Here is a 17,187-nt window from a genome sequence, read left to right as displayed (position 1 = left end):
GCCCGGGTGAAGCGCGCTCGCCCGGAAGGGGTGAACCGGCCCGTGCCGGGTAACCGCTCGCCGACCGGGGGCGGAGCGCGTGGTGGGGGTGGGGCTGGGTGCCGGAACAGGAACACGTACGCGTCGAACCGGCACCGGGGCCACCGCTGCTGGCGTCCCGGCTGACGCCGGCCGTGCCGCCGGAGCCGGTGGTGGCGCGGCCCCGCCTGCTGCGCCGGTTGGACGAGGGCAGCGGGGGACCGGTCACCCTGGTGGCCGCCCCCGCCGGCTGGGGCAAGACCACCCTGCTCGCCTCCTGGGTGCGGCTGGGCGGGGCGCCGCCCGACGTGGAGCCGGGCGCGGTCGTGCCGGACTCCGGCGACCTGTCGGTTTCGTCGGCTGACGACCCGGTCTCGGCGTGGATGTCGGTGGAGGCCGGCGACGACGGGGACCGGCTCTGGGCGTACCTCGCCGCGGCGTTGCGCTCGGCGACCGGGGCGACGGGGGGCGGCCCGGTGCCCGACCGGCCGCCGCGCTCCGACCAACTGGAGGCGCTGGCCGCCACGCTCGCCGCCGCCGACCGGCCGGTGCTGCTGATCCTGGACGACCTGCACCGGGTCGCCGACCCGGCGGCGTTGACCGGCCTGGAGTTCCTGCTGCGGCACGCCGGGGGACGGCTCCGTCTGGTGATCGGCGCGCGGGCCGGGCTGCACCTGCCACTGCACCGGCTCCGCCTCGCCGGCGAGCTGACCGAGATCGGCCCGGACGAGATGGCGTTCACCGACGACGAGGTGGCCGACCTGCTCACCGCCCACGCCGCCGCGCTGCCGGCGACCGCCGTGCGCCGGCTGCGGGAGCGCTCCGGCGGCTGGCCGGCCGCGCTGCGCATCGCCGCCCTGGCGGTACGCGGACAGCCCGACCCGGAGCGCTGGGTGGCGCAGTTCGGCGGAGACCAGCCGGAGATCGCCGGCTACCTGCATGAGGAGGTGCTGGCGACGCTCGACCCGGCCGAGGCGGACCTGCTGCGCCGGACCGCCGTCGTCGACACCGTCTGCGCCGACCTGGCCGAGGCGCTGACCGGCCGCGCCGACGCCGGGCAGGTGCTGGCCGATCTGGCCGGGACCGGTGGTCTGCTGCACCGGGAGGACACCCGGCCACCCTGGTACCGGTGCGAGTCCCTGCTCGCCGACCTGCTTCGCGCCGACCTGGCCCGGTTGCCCGCCGACGAGCTGCGCGAGCTGCACGTCCGGGCCGCCGACTGGTACGCGGGCGACGGCCGGCCCGCCGACGCTCTGCGGCATGCCCTGGCCGCCGGTCGCTGGGACCTGGCCGGTGACCTGTTCGTCGCGCACTGGCCGGAGCTGACCCGCTACGACCGGGACCCGGTGCGTGCCCCGGCACCCGCGCCGCCGCCGGCGGAGGTGATCCGCGCCGACCCGGAGGTGGCGTTGGCCTGCGCCGCCGAGCGCGCGTACGCCGGTGACCTGCCGGCCGCCACCGATCACCTGCGGACCGCCGCCGGGCACGCCGCGGGCCTGCCGGTGCCGCGCCGGGACCGGTTCCTGCGGTTGGTCACCGCGCTGGAGTTGACAGTGGCCCGGCTCGCCGACGACCGGGCTGAGGTCCGGGCCGCCGCCGCTCGCCTGCTGCGCACCCGCCCGGCGGAGGCCACGCCGACCCGGCTGCCGACCGGGGTGGCCGGTTCCGCCCCGACGGCCGGTGGTGGCGGCGCTGCCGACGACCTGGACCTTCGGGCGTTCACCGGCACCGCGCTGGGGCTGGTCGAGTTGGCCGACGGGGCGCTGCCCACCGCCCGGTTCGTCCGGGCCCGGGCGGCGGCTCGGGAGGCCGGCCGAGCGCGCACCGAGCTCGTTGCCGCGAGCCGCGCCGCGCTGCTGCTCGCGGTGCGCGGCGAGCTGCGGGCAGCCGAGCAGGCGGCCCGGGACGCGCTCGGCATGCCGCTCTGTCGGGGCTGGTCCTGTCGGCTCGACTGCGGCCACGCGTACCTGGCTCTCGCCGTGGTGGCGCTGCTGCGCGACCAGCCCGAGGAGGCCGCGGCGAACCTCGCCCTCGCCCTCCCGGCACTCGACGTGGCGGGCGGCTGGGCCGGCAACCCCGAGGTGGGCGACGACTGGCTGGCTGCCGCCTCCGACGAACCGGTGGCGGCGGCGGTGGCCGCGCTGTGCAGGGCGCAGCTGCGCCGCGACTCCGGTGACCCGGCGGCCGGCCAGCGGCTGCTCGTCCGGGCCCGGGAGGCGCTGACCGACCGGCCGTCCGCCGCCGAGTTGACCGGTCTGCTGCGGGCCGCCGAAGCCGAACTGCGGGCCGCGCGGGGCGACCTGGACTCCGCCCGCGACCTGCTGGCCGACGCCGCCGACGAGGGGGCCGACCCGGTGCTCGCGGTGACGTTGGCGAAGGTGCAGCTGCTGGCCGGCGACGCCGCCGCCGAGCGGACCCTGCCGGACTGGCAGGCGCCGGCCGCCACGGCCTGGCCGCTACCGGTGCGCCTGGAGGCGGGCCTGCTGGACGCGGTGCTGGCCGAGCGCGCCGGGGACGGGCGTCGGGCGGGTCGGATCCTGGAGCAGACGCTGGACCTGGCCGGCCCGCAGGGCTGCCGGAGGGTCTTCACCCGCGCCGAACCACAGGTGCGGGACCTGCTGGCCGTGCACCTGGACGCGGGCACCGCGCACTTCGCGCTGGTCAGTGACCTGGTGCGGGGGGCCGGGCAGAGCACCGCCGGGCCGACCGTCGGGCCGAGGGGCGCGCTGCACGAGCCGCTCACCGAGCGGGAGCTGACCATCCTGCGCTACCTGCAGAGCATCCTGTCCAACGTGGAGATCGCCAGCGAGTTGTCCCTCTCGGTCAACACGGTGAAGACCCACGTCCGCAACATCTACCGCAAACTCGACGCGACCCGCCGGCGCGAAGCGGTCCGGCGGGCGCGCGAGTTGCGGCTGATCTGAGCGGGTCAGGCGTTGGCGGCGGCGTCCGCGGCCGTCAGCAGGTCGGGCAGGTCGTACCCGCCGTCGTGCCGGATGCCGTTGACGAACAGGGTGGGGGTGCCGTTCACCCCGCTGCGGATGCCCCCCACGAAGTCCCGGCGCACCCGGTCCGCGTGCGCACGGTTCTCCACCTCGGCGTTCAACTCGTCCGGCGGCAACCCGACCTGCTCGACGCCGAGCGAGAGGTGCACCGGGTCGAGCTGGTCCTGATGCTCGTAGAGCCAGTCGTGCATCTCCCAGAACCGGCCCCGAACCCCGGCGGCCTCGGCCGTCTCGGCGGCCCGTTCGGCGTACGGGTGCACGTTGGCGATCGGGAAGTACCGGTAGACCAGGCGTACGGTGTCGGCCCGCTGCCGCAGCAACTCGTGCAGGTTCGGGTACGCGGCGCCGCAGAACTGGCACTGGAAGTCGCCGTACTCGACGATGGTCACCGCCGCGTCGGCCGGCCCCCGGATGTGGTCGTCGGTGGTCACCGGGTCGCGAAGTCGGGCGGTGACCTGCAGTGGCGTGCTCATCCGGCCATCACCTTCCGATCGGCGGCGAGTTGGTCCAGCGCGTCGAAGATGCCGTCGGCGCCGGGGTTGACCTCGGGCGGCGACAGGTAGCTCCAGGCCACCTTCCCCGCCGGGTCCAGCACCACGAGCGCGCGGGCCGCCTCACCGTTCGGCATGTACGCGCCGTAGCTGCGGGCCACCTCGCCCTTGGGCTCGAAGTCGGCCAGCAGGGGGAACTCGATGCCCCGGCTCTCCGCGAATGCCCGGTGTGACCAGATGCTGTCCACCGACAGGCCGAGCACCACCGCCTGGTACTGGGCGAAGACGGGTGCCGCCGACTGGTAGAGCGACATCTGGTCGCCGCAGACCGGGCTCCAGTCGGCGGGGTAGAAGGCGAGCACGACCGGCCGGCCACGGAACTGCTCAGGCCCCAGCAGAGCCCCGTCCGGGGTGGCAGGCAGGGTAAAACCGGGCGCGGTGCGCCCCGGTTGGATCAGCCCGTTCGGATCACTCATGCCACCAGCCTGCTCCCGGGGTGGGTGAGACGGGCTCACCCACCCCGGGTGGTTCCGCGCCCGTTCAGCGCACGCTCACCGGGCGCCCGCGCCCGCTCAGCGCAGCACCGGGGCGACCGCGATGTGGTTCTGCACCTCCCGGATGCCCGGCGCGGACCAGGCCACCTGCTCGACCTCGGCCCGTTCGGGCATCGAGTGCACCAACCCGGCGAGTATCGCGGTGTCGCCGTGCACCCGGACACTGATCCGTTCGGCCTCGGTCGCTCCGGCCCGGGCGAGGGCGTCGACGATCCGGTCGGCCAGGTTGCGGGCGTCCGGCTCGGTGGCCGGTCGGACGGTGATGCCGTTGCTCACCCCGCGTACACCGGTCAGTCGGGCGACCGCGCGTTCGGCGGCTCGGCGCTGGTACTCCCACTCGACGTCGCCGTGCAACGTCACCCAGCCGGCCGAGACGGTGACCTGGAGCTTCTCGATGGGCACGAACGCGTCCCACTCCAGCCCGTGGCTGGCCGCGGCGGCCAGGTCGCTGTCGGCGCGCTCGGTGCCGTTGGTGAGCTGCACGGCCACGTCGTTGGCGACGGCCCGGACCGAGGCCACCCGGTGGGCGGCCCGTTCGGCGGCCCACTTCTTGGCGTAGCTGTCCACTCGGCCGGTCAGGGTGACGACGCCCTCGGCGACGGTCACGCCGATCTCGTGCGGCTGCACCCGCGGTTCCCAGGTCAGCTCGTCGAGCACGGCGGACTGGATGTCCTGGTCGGTGCGGTTGATCTCCGCGATGGCCATCTGTCCCTCCTCCGCTGTTCGATGGCGGACCGGGTGCTGGCCGCGGCCGGAGGTCCGCCGTGCTGCGATCCTGCCGCCGCCCCGGGTGAGTCGCCCTCGCCCGGACCGGGTGACGGCGCGACCCGACCTGGGCGGCACGGGTGGGAAGCGGGGACGAACATCGATGATGGGAGCGCTTCCAAAGCGAGCGACTTTCGGTTACGGTAATCGCGTTCCTCGATCGCGGGAGCCGTCGCGTCGGGTGGTGGAGCCAGGGCAGCTCCGCCCGTCCCCGTCGTCGTGCTCGTCCCCCGGGCCACGGCGTCACCCAGGCGATCGACCCCGTCCCCCGGGGCTCCATCCCGAGAGGAACCGCAGATGCGGAGAAGTCTCGCCGGCACGGTCGTGTCCGTGTTGGCCGCCGCCACAGCCGTCGTGGCGGTCCCGTTCACCGCCGCTGGGTCGGCCCCCACCCCGGCCGCAGCGGAGGCGTACACCTGGCGGAACGTCCCGGTGGGCGGTGGCGGCTTCGTACCCGGCATCGTCTTCAACCCCACCGAGAAGAACCTCATCTACGCGCGCACCGACATCGGCGGGGCGTACCGCTGGGAACAGACCAGCCAGTCCTGGACGCCGCTGCTCGACTGGGTCGGCGCCGACCGGTGGGGCTACAACGGCGTGGTCAGCATCGCCACCGACCCGGTGCAGACCAACCGGGTGTACGCCGCGGTCGGCATGTACACCAACGGCTGGGACCCGAACAACGGCGCGATCCTGCGCTCGGCCGACAAGGGCGCCACCTGGCAGGCCACCGAGCTGCCGTTCAAGAACGGCGGAAACATGCCGGGCCGGGGAATGGGGGAGCGGCTCGCCGTCGACCCCAACCGGAACAGCATCGTGTACTACGGCGCCGAGGGCGGCAACGGGCTGTGGCGCAGCACCGACCACGGCGTGACCTGGGCCCGCGTCGCTGCCTTCCCCAACGTCGGAAACTACCGGGCTGACCCCAGCGACCCGAACGGCTACAACGGGCAGAACCAGGGCCTGACCTGGGTCAGTTTCGACAAGAGCACCGGCACCGCCGGCTCCACCACGCAGACCATCTACGTGGGCGTGGCGGACAAGGAGAACCCGGTCTACCGCAGCACCGACGGCGGCGTCACCTGGGCGCGCATCGCCGGTCAGCCCACCGGCTACCTGGCCCACAAGGGGGTCGTCGACCCGGTCGGTGGGCACCTCTACATCGCCACCAGCGACACCGGCGGCCCGTACGACGGCGGCAAGGGCGACGTCTGGAAGTTCACCCGGTCGACCGGGGCCTGGACGCGGATCAGCCCGGTGCCCTCCACCAGCGCCGACGCCTACTTCGGTTACAGCGGGCTGACCATTGACCGGCAACGCCCGAACACCCTGCTGGTGGCCACCCAGGTCTCCTGGTGGCCGGATGCCATCTTCTTCCGCAGCACCGACGGCGGGGCGACCTGGACGCGGATCTGGGAGTTCAGCAACTACCCGGAGAGGTCCCGCCGCTACACCATGGACATCAGCTCGGTGCCCTGGTTGACCTTCGGTCTCAACCCGGCACCCCCGGAGGACGCGCCCAAGCTCGGCTGGATGAACGAGTCGGTGGAGATCGACCCGCACGACTCCAACCGCATGATGTACGGCACCGGCGCCACCATCTACGGCACCACCGACCTGACCAAGTGGGACACCGGCGGTCAGTTCACCCTCCGGCCGATGGTCCGAGGGCTGGAGGAGACCGCGGTGCTCGACCTGATCAGCCCGCCCAGCGGCGCACCCCTGATCAGCGCGCTCGGCGACGTCGGCGGCTTCCGACACACCGACCTGGACGCGATCCCGTCGATGCTGTTCACCCAGCCGGTGTTCACGACCACCACCAGCCTGGACTACGCCGAGAGCAAGCCCGCGGTGCTGGTGCGCGCCGGCAACTTCACCGACGCCGACCGGCCCAACGACAGTCATGTCGCCTTCTCCACCGACGGTGGGGCCACCTGGTTCCAGGGCACCGAACCGTCCGGGGTCAACCAGGGCGGCACGGTGGCCGCCGCGGCCGACGGCAGCCGCTTCGTCTGGGCACCCGGTGACGCGGGCCAACGCGTCGTCCACTCGGTTGGTTTCGGCAACTCCTGGGCAGCGTCGACCGGCATCCCGGCGAACGCCACGATCGAGTCCGACCGGGTCGACCCCACCCGGTTCTACGGCTTCAGCGGTGGGCGTTTCTACCTGAGCACCGACGGCGGGGCCAGCTTCACCCCGACGGCAGCGACCGGGCTGCCCACCACCGACGTGCGGTTCAAGGCCCTGCCGGGCCGGGCCGGCGAACTGTGGCTGGCCGGACCGGGTGGCCTGTGGCGCTCCACCGACGCCGGGGCCAGCTTCACCAGGCTGGGCGGCGTCAGCGCCTCCGGCAACGTCGGTTTCGGCAAGGCGGCACCCGGGCGGACCAACCCCGCCGTGTTCCTCTACGGCACGGTGAACGGTCAACCGGGCGTGCACCGCTCCGACGACGCCGGCGTGACCTGGGTACGCGTCAACGACGACCGCCACCAGTACGGCAATCCGACCGAGGCGTTGACCGGAGACCCGCGCGTCCACGGTCGGGTCTACCTCGGTACCAACGGTCGCGGCATCCTGGTCGCCGACCCCGCCAGCGGCGAGCCCCCGACCACGCCGCCGCCGACGACCCCGCCGCCGACGACCCCGCCGCCGTCCTCCGGGTGCGCGGCGACCTACCGGGTGACCGGCTCCTGGTCAGGCGGTTTCCAGGCCGAGCTGGCGGTCCGCAACACCGGAAGCGCCCCCATCGCCGGCTGGACGCTGGGTTGGACCTTCGCCGACGGTCAGCGGATCGACCAGCTCTGGGGCGGCACCCACACCCAGACCGGGGCCGCCGTGTCGGTCCGGGACAGCGGCTGGAACGGTGCGCTCGCCGCCGGGGCCAGCACCACCGCCGGTTTCCTCGGCTCGTGGACCGGTAGCAACACGTCCCCGGCCGCCATCACCTGCACGAGTCGCTGAGCGGGTGATTCGGGCCGGGATCCCGGATCACCACCAAACACCGGTCCGCCGGGCCGCCTGAGGGGTCCGGCACCCGGCGGACCGGTCCACCCCAGCACCACGGCGGGCCCCGCTCGACCTGAGTCGATCGGAGCCCGCCGTGGTGGTGCTGTCGGTCAGATGGCGGGGGAGTTGGGACGGTCGACGTCGACGAACTCCACGTCGTCGACCGCGCGGTCGTCCCGGCTGCCGGCGGCCCGCGCGGCGGAGCCGACGGCCCAGCCGACCGCCGCGCCGACGAGCGCGGCGCCGATCAGGAGCGTCCAGGGCAGTGCCGGCTGGCGGCCGGCGAGCGCGTCGAAGGCCAGCGAGGCGCGGCGTCGCGCCTCCTCGGCGGCGGATCCCACCAGGTCACCCGCGCCGTCGGCGAGGTCGCTGCTGTTCTGGCGGGCCGAGCGGGCGGTGTCCCGCACACTGTCTCCGGCGTAGCTGACGGCCGAGAGCAGGTGCTCCCAGGCCTGGTCCGCAATCCGCTCCGGCTTGCTGCGACGGTCCAGCAGGTTGGTTCCGAACATCGTGGTTACCTCCTCAGGTGCCGAAGCCGCCGGCCACTTCGGACTTCGGCGTCTTTCCAGCGCGTCACGGTGTCGCCTACCCCGCAGTGCCCCGCGTCAGCCGGACGCAAACCCCGACCTCCGCGGAGCACCGATAGCTCGACGCTCCGGAACCCGGCCCGCCAGCCGGCTCAGCGCACCGCTGACACGGCGACACCTCGGGCGAAGTCGTCGTCATCGTCGTCATCGTCGCCTCCGCCGCCGAAACCGCAGGCCAAGACGAGGGCGAGCAGAACACCGACGCCGGCCAGCCCGGCAAGTCGCTTGATCATCGAAGATCCTCTCCGTCGCGGTGGTGTCCCGGCCGATGCTAGGGCGTGTCGGCAAGCGGGGCGCGGATCGCGGCGGCCGGCAGTGGGCGACACGCCGACGGCACACGGGGCAGGCGTACGCCCTGGGCCGGTTGTCGGGCGCGCCGGGTCCGGACCGCTACCCTGGTTCGGCGGCGCGTCGGTCACGACCGATCGTCGATGGTCAGATAACGAAAAGTCTTGAGTAATCAGATACTGAAAAGTACGGATATGGGCGGCTTTGTGGGCCCGGATCCGCGAATTGCTCATCCCGAGGGGTGGCGACCGAGGCCGTCAGAGGAATACTCTCGGTCGCGGCCCGCGTACTGATGAGGCGCCCGGGGGACGGGCGGGTGGAGGTGCTCGCGTGAGCCTGTCGATCGTGAAGTCGGTTCTGTCCGGTGGTGTCGTGGAGATCGCCCCGCGGGGCGAGATCGACGTCGACACAGCGTACGAGGTGCGCGAAGCGATCGCAGAGGTGCTGGCCAAGGGCCGCCCGCTGCGCATCGAACTCAACATGAGGTTGGTCACCTTCATCGACTCGGTCGGCATCAGCGCCATGGTCGCCGGCTTCCAGACAGCCGAGGTCAGCGACGTCAAGCTGGTGGTCACCGAGCCGAGCCGGTTCGTGCACCGGCAGCTCTGGGTGACCGGCCTGCTGGGCCTCTTCGGCGCCCCGGAGCCCTACTTCGCCGGCGCTGCCACCCCCGAGGTGCTGCCCGGCGCCTGAGCGCGCCGGGCGTCCCCGTCAGGGCTGCTCGTCCAGGCCGGTCAGGTCGATGTCGGTCGCCTCGGTGACCGCCCGGATGGCCGTCACCGACGCGTACCCGGCGGCCAGCAACGCCACGTCCGTGCCCGGCTGTGCGGCCTGTCCCGGCTCTTCCAGCGAGGTACGGACGAACCCGTGGCCGGATTCGGCCACCGTCATCTGCACCTGACCGAAGCTGGCCAGGGTGCCGCGCCGCACCCCGCGCAGCTGCCCGTGCGGCAGGTCCGGGGTGTTCACGTTGAGCACGCTCTCCATCGGTGCGGAGGTCAACCGGGGGAGCAGGTCCAGGGCGACCCGCGCGGCGGTGCTCCAGTGCCGCTCGGCGTCGCGTACCCGGGCGGCGGCGTCCACGGCGGCGCCACCGCTCGCGGCCGTCGCCTCGCCGGCGGAAAGCACGTCCAGGGAGACCGCCATCGCCCGGCAGCCGTTGGTGGCGGCGGTGAACGCGGCGCCCACCGTCCCGGAGTGCAGCACCGCCCGGCCGGCGTTGGCGCCCCGGTTGACGCCGGAGAGCACCACCGACGGCGGTGGGCCGAACGCCCCGTGCAGGGCGATCAGCGTGATGAAGCCCGGAGACCCGGCGACCCCGTACGCCGGCACACCCGCCAGGTCCGGCAGTGGGTGGTCGTTCACGACGACTCGCCCGTCGCGCTCCATGGCGCTCATCGCGGCGCTGGTGCCGCTCGCCTCCTCCATCGGCGCGGCCACCACCACGTCCAGGCCCCGCTGCCGGGCAGCCCAGGCCAGCGCCTGGATGCCCGGCGCCGCGATCCCGTCGTCGTTGGTGATCAACACCCGCAGGGTCATCGCTCGGCCACCCGCTCGGCCAACTCGTCCGGGGTGGTCCGCTCCTGTTGCCGGCTGTCCGCCGGTACCAGCCGGACGCGGTCCACCAGGCCGGTGATCGAGTCCAGCCGCCCGGTGCCCAGGCCGTGCCGGGTCACGTTCAGCGCGCCGGCGGCGGCGCCGGTGCGGATGGCGGTCCGAATGTCACCGCCCCTGGCCACGACGGCCGCCACTCCGGCGGTCATCGAGTCGCCCGCGCCGCGCGGGTCGGCGGCCTCCAGCCGGGGCATCTCGACCTGGAACAGCTCCCCGTCGATGAGAGCCAACGCCGGCTGGTCGGCGCGGCTGACCACCACCGTCTCGGCGCCGCCCGCGTGCAGCTCGTACATGGCCCGGGTCAGCTCCTCGGTGTCGTCGCTGCGGGCGCGACCGTCGCGGATCAACTCCTCGTGACTCACCTTGAGGAAGAACACCCCGCTCTCCAGCACCGAACCGAGGTGATCGCCGGAGAGGTCGACCACCACCCGGCCGCCGTTCGCGCCGAGGTCGGCGGCGAAGCGTCGGTACAGGTCGGCCGGTACGAGCCACGGTTCGTTCGGCCCACTGAGGATGCTCACCGAGGCCCGCAGGCCCTCGCCGAGGGCGAGGTTGTACAGCTCGTCGATCTCATGCCGGCTCAGCGGCTGCCCGGGCACGTCGGCGATCTCCTGCCGGGAGCCCTCGCGGCGATCGTGCACGTACCCGCCGCTGCCGGAGTCACGGACCACCACCTTGAGGTCCACGCCCTCGCTGACCAGCAGCGGCTCCAGCACCTGGCCGATCTCACCGCCGAGGGCCGCGCAGAGCACCACGTCGACACCGAGGGAGATCACCATCCGGGCCTGCCAGACGCCCTGCCCGCCGGGGTGCAGGTGCAGCTCTGGGTGGTCGTTGGGCTGGTCCACTGTCACCGTCAGCTGTGGAGTGGGCGCGAAGACCATCACGTGCCCACTCATCGGTCGTCGCCGCTCATGCTGGCCGCCCTCCGGCATCTTCGGAAGATTTTGCACTAACCGACCTTAATGGCGCAGGGGGTGACAGGTCGTCGCATCGGCCGGTCCGGCGCGGCGCTGAGGGGCCCTGGGGCGTTGCCAGCCAGACATCGGTACGGGACGATCGTGCGACCAACGACGGCGGGAGACGGTGTGCTCAGCAGCGATACCTTCAGCTACACCGTCCAGGCCCGGTGCTCACCCGCCGAGGCGGCGGCGTTGCTCAGCGACCTGACCCGGCAGGGCGAGCTGCATCCGCTGATCGTCCGGGTCCGCCAGGTGCCGCCCCGGCCTGGCGCCCAGGCCAGCTACACGATCAACGACCGGTTGGCGGCCGGTCCGCTGCGCTTCCGGACCACCTACCACGCGGACGTGCTGATCAGCGAGGCCGACGAGATCGTCATGGTGGCCCGCCAGTGGCCGGCCACCACCGTGCGCAACCACACCCGACTACGCGCCGAGCCGGACGGCCTGGTCCGCATCGACGTCGAGATCACCCTGACCGCGCCGAAGCCCCTGTTCCGGTACGCGTTCCGCCAGGCCCAAGCCGCTCACCTCGCCCTCGCCACCCGGCTGGGCGCGGCCCTCGACCGCACCGGCGACCCCCCGCCCACCTGACCCGCCGTCCCGAGGGCTTGCGCGCCCCACTGCGCCGATCTTGCGGTTCCGGTTGTCGATATCGGTGGGATGCCCTTTATGCCGGGACAGTAAGTGCAAGATCGCGGCGCAGGATCTAGATCTTGGCTGTTGCGCGATCACGGGTTGGGCGGGCGGGTCGGGCGGCGGGACGCCGGCCCCACGGCTTGTAGGTGGACAGCACCGTCGCGATGATCATCAGGCTGGTCGACACCGCCGGCGCGATGACCAGGTCGGCGCGATCCCGGGCGGGCAGGGCTGCGCCGACCGCTCCGGCGTGGCGCAGGTTCGGGGTGAGCAGGAACAGCACGAGCCCGACCATCACCGTGGTGAGCACGAGCTTGACCAGCACCCAGCGGTGGCGCAGCAGGCCCCACGGGGTGAGCAGCGAGCTGGCGACTCCGATCAGCCAGACCAGGACGCTCAGCGGCGCGAACAGCACCGTGCCGACCAGGGCCGTGACCGGATAGACCACCGCCGGGTCGGCGCCCCGCTGCACGGCGATGCCGAGGGTGAGCAGCACCAGGTCGGCGCCGAGCCAGCCGAGTGAGGTGACGAGGTGCAGGGTGAGCAGCGCCTTGCGAGTGGTGGGTCGGATCCGAGGCATACCGCGATGCTGCCCGCCGGCGGCGGCTGGGTCGTCCGACGAGCGACGACATCAGGGGTACGCCCGGCGACGTAGCCCGGCCCTGGACGCAGTGAGGCCTGTGAGTCATCACGACGACTCACAGGCATCACATCGCGTGGTCAGTAGACCGACAGGTGTACGTGGTTGGTGTGGTCGGTGGACGGGGTGCCGTGCGCCCCGCTGTACGACTTCCACCCGCTGCTGGGCAGCCAGATCTGCCTGTACCAGATCACGTAGAGCACGGCGAGCCGGTCCGCGTTGCGGATGAAGTACGCGGCCAGGTTGTTGCCGTACGTCTTGTCGCCGCCGGTGGCGTTCCCGCCGAAGCCGCCCTTCTGCGCCGCGAAGTCGCAGGCCCGGCCCTTCGGGTGTTCACCGGAGCCGCTGGGGCGGTGGCACGAGACGTACCGGGTGAAGCCCGCGGCCTTGGCCTGGTTGAGCGCGTGCAGGGTGCGTGGGGTGATGCAGCCGTTGGCGGGCGTGGGGTCGTTGACGCTGCACGACTCGGAGGGCCAGGAGCCGTCGGAGTTGCGCGGTGCGGCCGTCGCGTTGGCGCTGGAGGTGCCCCGGTTGGAACCGGTGTCGGCGGTGGTCTGCGGCTTGGGTGCGGTGGCCACGGTCAGGGCCCGTTCGGCCTGCTCCTTGCGCTTGGCCATCACCGCGACCTGCTTGCGCTGTTCGTTGATCTCGCCGTCCAGGGCGACCCGGGTGCGGTTGGCCTTGTCCTTGCTGTCCAGCAGGTCGCGCAGCACCCGGTCCTCGTTGGCCGCCACCGCGTCCAGCGCGGCGGCCCGGTCCATGAAGCCTTCCGGAGTGTTGCTGTTGAGCAGCGCCGACATCGCACCGAGCCGGCCGGTGCGGTAGGCCACTTCGGCGATCTCGCCGACCTTGCCATTGCGCTGGTCGATCTCGACCTCGATGGTCTTCAGCTGGGTGACGAGCTGCTTCTGCCGTTGCACGGAGGTGTCCAGGGCGCGCTTCGCGTCCAGGTAGCCCTTGCTGGCCGCCTCGAGTTGGGCGCGCAACGCCGGGGTGCCGCCCTCCTCGTCGGAGTCGGGTGCGGCGGCCCGCAGGCCGGTCGGGGGAGCGGCCGAGGCGGTGCCGGCCGGAAGCGCGACGCCGAGGGCGAACATCGCGACGATCAGGGCCGCCAGTCGGGCGGCGGGTGGTCGTGCTGGTGCCACTGCGCATGTCCTTCCGTCAGCCGCCGACCGGGTTAGCTGACGGGTTCGGGACGGAAGATCCCTACCGCTGACGCGGATGCACCCCAGGAACATGGTTCCCCGGTTCGCCCAGCTGGGCGATTAGGCGGCGACCACCACCGGCGCCGGGAGGGCGCCGCCTGGTGGAGGCCGGGACCGAGCCTACCGGTGCCGATGGGGCCGCTGCAGCCAATGTGACGGACGGTGCGTGCGTCACCACGGAAAATTACCGCTAAAGCCGAGGAATGCTCCGAAAAGCCTCAGTCACCACTCGATGGAGCCACACGCTCCGGAGGCGGCGCCGGGCTCGATCTGCAACGTCGCGTGCTCGATGCGGAAGTCGTCGTGCAGGGCCGTGCGCGCCGCGGTGAGCACCGCGCCGACCTCCGCGCCGGGTGCCATGGTCAGGTGAGCGGAGGCCACCTCCATGCCCGAGGTGAGCGTCCAGACGTGCAGGTCGTGCACCTCGACGACACCGGGGACCGCGGCCAGCCGGTCGTGCACGGCGGTCACCTGGAGGTGCTCCGGGGCGGCCTGCACCAGGATGCGGATGGCGGCGCGGGCCAGCCGCCAGGTGCGCGGCAGGATGAACACGCCGATGGCGACCGCGACCAGGGGGTCGGCCCACCACCAGTCGGTGACGGTGATGAGCAGCGCCGCGCCGATGACGCCGAGCGAGCCGAGCAGGTCACCGAGCACCTCCAGGTAGGCGCCCTGGAGGTTGATGCTCTCGCGGGCTCCGGCGCGCAGCAGCGCGAAGGCGGCGATGTTCGCGAGCAGGCCGAGCACGGCCACCGCGAGCATCGGGCCGGCGATGACGTGGTGCGGGTCGCCGAAACGGCGGATCGCTTCGATCACCACGTAGATCGCGACGCCGGAGAGCAGGACAGCGTTGGCCAGCGCGGCGAGCACCTCGAGTCGGTAGAGCCCGAAGGTGCGCTGCGGGTCGCCGGTGGCCCGCCGCGTCGCCGTGATGGCGGCGAGCGCCATCCCGATGCCGAGTACGTCGGTGAACATGTGCCCGGCATCGGAGAGCAGGGCGAGCGAGCCGGTGTGCAGGGCGACCACCGCCTCGACCACCATCAGGGTGGCGAGCAGCCCGAATGCCGCCCAGAGTCGACCTCGGTGCTGGTGTGCGGCATTGGCGACGGACCCATGGTGGTGGTCATGACCTGCGCCCACGAGAACCACCTTCCGCCGCTGGTCGGGACCCGGTCAAATATATGTTCACATCGCAATGTGTGCAAGTGTGCGGGCAGCGCCTCCCGCTGGCGGCGGTCCGCACACGTCAGCCGGTCGGGTCGATGGTGGTGAGCCGCTGGGTGGCCCGGGAGAGCGCCACGTACAGGGTGCGCACCCCGGCGCCCGGATCCGCCCGGATCTCGCTCGGGGCGACCAGCACCACCCCGTCGTACTCCATGCCCTTGGCCTCCAGGCTGGTCACCACCTGCAACCTCGGCGCTCCGAGCGCGCCGAGCCAACCGGCGACCTCGTCCCGGCGGGGGACCGGCGTGATCACCCCGACCGTGCCCTCCACCTCGGCCAGCAGGCCGGCGGCGGCCTCCACGGTCGCGGCCTCCAAACCCGTCGCGGGCACCACCAGCTCGACCGGCTCGACGCCGGTGGAGCGCACGGCGGTCGGCAGCGGCAGGTCCGGGTAGAGCCGGCGGATCTCCGCCGCCGCCACCGCGAAGATCTCCGCCGAGTTGCGGTAGTTCGTGGTGAGCGTGAAGTCGTGTCGCTTGCGCCGGCCCAGCGCCTGGTCGCGGGCGCGGGTCAGCTCCTCCGGATCGCCGGTCCACGCGGTCTGCGCGGGGTCGCCCACCACGGTCCAGGAGGCCAGTCGGCCGCGTCGACCGATCATCCGCCACTGCATCGGCGAGACGTCCTGCGCCTCGTCCACCACCACGTGCGCGTACTCCCGGTAGTCCTCCGGACGCTCCCGGGCCGCCGCGCGGACGGCCCGCTGCCGTTCACCGAGGGTGCTCAGCTCGCGGACGCCGCCGGCGAGCTGGAACGGATCGCGTCGCGCGCGGGCCGGCTGCGCGGGCTTACCGAGCAGGGCGTCCAACTCGTCCAGCAGCGCCACGTCGGCGATGGTCAGCCCGGCCGAGTCCAGGTTCCGGTACGCGGCGTTGAGCAGCCGGATCTCCGCCGAGGAGAGGATCCCGCTGGCGTACCGGCGCAGCCGGTCCGGCTGCGCCAGCCAGCCGAGCACGTGCCGGGGGTGCAGCCGAGGCCACCACGCCTTGAGGAACTCCCGGAACTCCGACCGCTCGGCGATCTCCGCCTCGAAGGCCGGTTGCTCCGGCAGCCGACCGCTGCTCAGCTCACGGGCCTGCGTCCAGAGCGCGGCGAACACCCCGTCGAAACCGGCCCGGCGCACCTCGTTGCGTCGTGCGCCGCGTTGCAGTGCGCGGTCCCGGATCCGGTCCAGCGCGGCCCGGTCCAGCCGCAGCAGGGTGCCCCGGTAGAGCAGTCGCAGCTCACCCGGGCCGCCCGGCACCGCGTCGCTGGCCGCCCGCTCCAGCACCCGGCGCATCCGCAGCGAGCCCTTCACCGCCGCCACCTCGGGCGGGTCCGGGCGGGTGGCGGTCATCCCCGGGAAGAGGGTGCCCAGCGAGTGCAGGGTCGCGGTGTCCTCACCGAGCGACGGCAGCACGGAGCCGATGTACTCGACGAAGACCGACGACGGGCCGACCACCAGGATGCCGCCGCCGGCGTAGCGGCTGCGGTCGGAGTACAGCAGGAACGCGGCCCGGTGCAGGGCGACAGCGGTCTTGCCGGTGCCGGGGCCGCCCGCGACGATCGTCACCCCGGAGCCGGGCGAGCGGATCGCCTCGTCCTGCTCCCGCTGGATGGTCGCCACGATGTCGCGCATGCCCCGGCCGGTGGCCTTGGACAGGGTGGCCAGCAACGCGCCGTCACCGACGACGGTCATCCCCTCCGGGGCTGCCGTCGGGTCCAGCAGGTCGTCCTCGATCCGGGTGACCCGCTCGGCGCGGGACTGGATGGTGCGGCGGCGCACCACGTCCAGCGGCTGCGCCGGAGTGGCCTGGTAGAAGGCGGCTGCGGCCGGCGCGCGCCAGTCGACGACAAGCGTGACGGCGTTCTCGTCGCGGATCCCCAGTCGCCCGACGTGCAGCACCTGACGGTCGCGCAGGTCCAGCCGGCCGAAGACCAGCCCCTCGTGCTCGGCGTCCAGGGTGTGCCGCCGCTGCGCCGCGTGGAAGACCATCGCGTCGCGCTCGACCAGGGCGCCGTGCGTGCCCACCCGGGCCATCCGGTAGCCGTCACGCTCGGCGCGGACGGCCGACTGCCGCAGCTCGGCCAGTCGGGCGTACACCCGGTCGAGGTGTCGTTGCTCGACGGCGATCTCCTGCTCGAGGCCGGTCTGGTCGGTCAACGCACGCTCCTTCAGAGGTCGCCGGCAGGCGGCGAAAACCGCGCGGGCCAAC

General features: G+C 73.1%; 15 protein-coding genes and 1 riboswitch. Of the genes, 4 read left to right on the top strand and 11 right to left on the bottom strand.

All coding sequences use genetic code 11. The features are described from left to right. Window positions 1–98: 98 nt before the first annotated feature. Window positions 99–2,942 carry a LuxR C-terminal-related transcriptional regulator gene (locus tag ACQRWP_RS20410; RefSeq protein WP_430496943.1) on the top strand — a complete coding sequence of 948 codons (2,844 nt, stop codon included), beginning with the start codon at window positions 99–101 and terminating at the stop codon, window positions 2,940–2,942. A 5-nt stretch (window positions 2,943–2,947) separates the two neighbouring features. Here ACQRWP_RS20410 and ACQRWP_RS20405 read toward each other — a convergent pair whose 3' ends face one another. From ACQRWP_RS20405 to ACQRWP_RS20395, 3 genes are all read right to left on the bottom strand, one after another. Continuing rightward, complete coding sequence (locus ACQRWP_RS20405) at window positions 2,948–3,496, bottom strand: DsbA family protein (protein WP_091409221.1); 549 nt, start codon at window positions 3,494–3,496, stop codon at window positions 2,948–2,950. Continuing rightward, window positions 3,493–3,990, bottom strand: a complete 498-nt coding sequence (locus tag ACQRWP_RS20400; protein WP_430496941.1) for a redoxin domain-containing protein — start codon at window positions 3,988–3,990, stop codon at window positions 3,493–3,495. The genes ACQRWP_RS20405 and ACQRWP_RS20400 overlap by 4 nt, the downstream gene beginning before the upstream one ends. A gap of 96 nt (window positions 3,991–4,086) precedes the next feature. Beyond that, on the bottom strand, window positions 4,087–4,773 hold the full coding sequence (locus ACQRWP_RS20395) for a BON domain-containing protein (protein ID WP_430496939.1): 687 nt from the start codon (window positions 4,771–4,773) through the stop codon (window positions 4,087–4,089). A 357-nt stretch (window positions 4,774–5,130) separates the two neighbouring features. Here ACQRWP_RS20395 and ACQRWP_RS20390 point away from each other — a divergent pair, with 357 nt between their 5' ends. Further along, window positions 5,131–7,794, top strand: coding sequence for a cellulose binding domain-containing protein (locus ACQRWP_RS20390; protein WP_430496937.1), 2,664 nt, complete (start codon window positions 5,131–5,133; stop codon window positions 7,792–7,794). Between the two features lie 155 nt (window positions 7,795–7,949). Here the strand turns inward: ACQRWP_RS20390 and ACQRWP_RS20385 are convergent, their stop codons facing one another. Together ACQRWP_RS20385 and ACQRWP_RS20380 are read right to left on the bottom strand one after the other, a co-directional pair. After that, window positions 7,950–8,348, bottom strand: coding sequence for a hypothetical protein (locus ACQRWP_RS20385; protein ID WP_091409235.1), 399 nt, complete (start codon window positions 8,346–8,348; stop codon window positions 7,950–7,952). A 170-nt stretch (window positions 8,349–8,518) separates the two neighbouring features. Next, window positions 8,519–8,659: a hypothetical protein gene (locus ACQRWP_RS20380; protein ID WP_167457621.1), complete on the bottom strand. Its 141-nt coding sequence runs from the start codon at window positions 8,657–8,659 to the stop codon at window positions 8,519–8,521. Window positions 8,660–9,044: 385 nt separating this feature from the next. On the opposite strand from ACQRWP_RS20380, the gene ACQRWP_RS20375 reads away from it, so the two are divergent. Further along, entirely contained in the window at window positions 9,045–9,407 is a 363-nt protein-coding gene (locus tag ACQRWP_RS20375) for an STAS domain-containing protein (protein ID WP_030330302.1), read from the top strand. Between the two features lie 18 nt (window positions 9,408–9,425). Here the strand turns inward: ACQRWP_RS20375 and surE are convergent, their stop codons facing one another. After that, on the bottom strand, window positions 9,426–10,253 hold the full coding sequence (surE, locus tag ACQRWP_RS20370) for a 5'/3'-nucleotidase SurE (protein ID WP_430496935.1): 828 nt from the start codon (window positions 10,251–10,253) through the stop codon (window positions 9,426–9,428). Continuing rightward, window positions 10,250–11,227 (bottom strand): 1-phosphofructokinase family hexose kinase, encoded by a 978-nt coding sequence (locus tag ACQRWP_RS20365; protein WP_425698576.1) that lies wholly within the window; start codon window positions 11,225–11,227, stop codon window positions 10,250–10,252. The genes surE and ACQRWP_RS20365 overlap by 4 nt, the downstream gene beginning before the upstream one ends. A gap of 189 nt (window positions 11,228–11,416) precedes the next feature. Between ACQRWP_RS20365 and ACQRWP_RS20360 the strand changes: the two genes are divergently transcribed. Next, window positions 11,417–11,881: an SRPBCC family protein gene (locus ACQRWP_RS20360; RefSeq protein WP_430496933.1), complete on the top strand. Its 465-nt coding sequence runs from the start codon at window positions 11,417–11,419 to the stop codon at window positions 11,879–11,881. A 115-nt stretch (window positions 11,882–11,996) separates the two neighbouring features. On the opposite strand, the gene ACQRWP_RS20355 is transcribed toward ACQRWP_RS20360, so the two are convergent. The 4 genes from ACQRWP_RS20355 to ACQRWP_RS20340 form a co-directional block, all read right to left on the bottom strand. Next, complete coding sequence (locus ACQRWP_RS20355; protein WP_430496931.1) at window positions 11,997–12,506, bottom strand: hypothetical protein; 510 nt, start codon at window positions 12,504–12,506, stop codon at window positions 11,997–11,999. A gap of 140 nt (window positions 12,507–12,646) precedes the next feature. Beyond that, complete coding sequence (locus ACQRWP_RS20350) at window positions 12,647–13,711, bottom strand: coiled-coil domain-containing protein (protein ID WP_430496929.1); 1,065 nt, start codon at window positions 13,709–13,711, stop codon at window positions 12,647–12,649. 5 nt (window positions 13,712–13,716) lie between these two features. Beyond that, window positions 13,717–13,848, bottom strand: a riboswitch (cyclic di-AMP (ydaO/yuaA leader). 145 nt (window positions 13,849–13,993) lie between these two features. Further along, window positions 13,994–14,911, bottom strand: coding sequence for a cation diffusion facilitator family transporter (locus ACQRWP_RS20345; protein ID WP_430496927.1), 918 nt, complete (start codon window positions 14,909–14,911; stop codon window positions 13,994–13,996). A gap of 106 nt (window positions 14,912–15,017) precedes the next feature. Further along, entirely contained in the window at window positions 15,018–17,135 is a 2,118-nt protein-coding gene (locus tag ACQRWP_RS20340) for a HelD family protein (protein WP_430496925.1), read from the bottom strand. Window positions 17,136–17,187 lie beyond the last annotated feature (52 nt).

Source organism: Micromonospora trifolii (genome assembly GCF_050516465.1).
GTDB lineage: Bacteria > Actinomycetota > Actinomycetes > Mycobacteriales > Micromonosporaceae > Micromonospora > Micromonospora trifolii.
This window is presented reverse-complemented; position numbering and strand designations above follow the sequence as displayed.